At 39.1% G+C, this 1,909-nt stretch carries 1 protein-coding gene; it reads left to right on the top strand.

Annotation, left to right across the window (positions count from 1 at the left end):
* The first annotated feature begins 964 nt into the window (after positions 1 to 964).
* The gene (gene cobJ, locus DYY66_RS06920; protein ID WP_166287390.1) at positions 965 to 1,753 is read left to right on the top strand and encodes a precorrin-3B C(17)-methyltransferase; all 789 of its coding nucleotides are present in this window, start codon (positions 965 to 967) and stop codon (positions 1,751 to 1,753) included.
* Positions 1,754 to 1,909: the final 156 nt, after the last annotated feature.

The raw sequence follows: 1,909 nt of genomic DNA, 5'->3' as shown, positions 1-1,909 counted from the left end.
CCTGTATTGGCTCATGTACCAGTGACATCATATGGTAACATCTTCATCTTTACAAATGGTATTACCGGAAATGGAACACGTGGNAGCAAATACCATATCTACCAAACAAGACTGGACTGTCCAAGTATCACCTGTATTGGCTCATGTACCGGTGACATCATACGGCAACATCTTCATCTTTACAAATGGAATTGATGGAAATGGAACACGTGCATATCAAGATGACGTGTTATCATTTACACCAACTGACAAGCAATACAGCCCATTAAACAAAGTAATTGAAGTATCCTGGAATGTAGGGCGAGGACCATTTATTCTCAATTCTACAAAAGCAATTCTTGATGCAAACATGACAGGAAAGGTAAAACTGACTGTTACTGATACAATTCTGAATACTCCGGAGGTAATCTGGGATGGAGGCGCACTAGATGTGAGAACAAACAAGGTACTGTCTGACAAGACATCATATCTTGATGGACAAGTCCTTGACGTGAGTGTAGATAACATGACCGCCACCTTTGTAGGACACAGGGGATGGGGGCCTGATGGAAAAACTATTTACTATATCATAACTGCCGGCACTCCTCAAGGACCTGCACAGACAATGAAGATTCTAGATGTTCCTTCACTTTCACTTCTTGGCTTGTCAGCAAGGGATGTCTATCACTTTACTAATGGATTGCAAGGTGCAGGACCATTTGGATATCAAGAAGGAATTTCTAGTGCACAACCAGGAGATTCTGCTTACAGTCCAATCTGCAAAATTTCAATAATTAATTGGAATGATCCAAAGAATGCTAAAGTTTTAGAAAATAAAAATGACATTGATTATGAAAAATCAACAGGAGATATTACAATACAAGATGCAATGGTACTTGACAAGAACTACATTCTTGATTGTCCCATTGTAACTCCATAAAATCATCAAAACGGATAAATTTACTTTGGAAACCTCCTAGTGTGAATGACCGGTAAATTGTTTATTGTAGGTGTAGGGCCTGGTCATCATGACCACATGACTTTTCGTGCAAAACAAGCAATTGAGGAAAGCAATACAATTGTTGGTTATGAGACATATGTCAACCTGGTCGAGGATCTAATCGGAGGAAAAGAGGTCCACAGATATGCAATGACACAAGAAGTAGAAAGAGCACACCAGTGCATTGATCTTGCAAAATCTGGAAAAATAGTCTCACTTGTATCAAGTGGAGATCCGGGAATCTACGGAATGGCAGGTTTGATTTATGAAATTTTGGCAGAAGAGGGATGGGACAGAAAAGCTGGTCTACATGTTGAGATAGTTCCAGGGGTTTCATCGCTTAATTCTTGTGCGGCACTAGTTGGCTCGCCGCTTATGACAGATTTTGCTGTAGTAAGCATGAGTGATCTACTTGTTCCTTGGGAAATAATAACAAAAAGAGTAGAGGCAGCAGCTCAAGGTGATTTTGTTATTGTAATATACAATCCTGCAAGCAAGAAAAGAATTCATCAATTACAAGATACAAGAAAACTTCTTCTAAAATACAGAAAACCAAACACACCAGTGGCAATTGTAAAGGGGGCATACCGAGAATCAGAAGAAGTTGTTCTAACAGACTTGGAAAACATGGAACAGCACAATGACAAGCTTGGCATGATAACTACAGTAATAATTGGCAACTCTTCGACTTACCTGTACAAAGATTTGATGATAAACCCACGTGGTTATACATCAAAATACAATATTGTAGAACCGCAACAGACAAGAAAATAGCATGAAAGTCCAGATAGGACTAACTTTACCACAAGGGTGGCTAGATGAATTTCCTACCGAGAATCCTAGTGAGCAATTTTTGTTTTCAAAAAAAGTTGCACTGACTGCAGAAAAACTTGGGTTTGTTGCAGGATATGTTTATGATCACTTTGTTTC

Origin of the sequence: Candidatus Nitrosotalea sp. FS (assembly GCF_011319475.1) — an archaeon.
Classification (GTDB): Archaea; Thermoproteota; Nitrososphaeria; order Nitrososphaerales; family Nitrosopumilaceae; genus Nitrosotalea.
Note: the sequence above shows the minus strand (reverse complement) of the source record. Positions and strands in the feature narration are given on the sequence as shown.

What these genes read in the sequence shown, in the direction of transcription:
- cobJ (WP_166287390.1), top strand. Translation starts at nt 965, where the DNA reads ATGACCGGTAAATTGTTTATTGTAGGTGTAGGGCCTGGTCATCATGAC.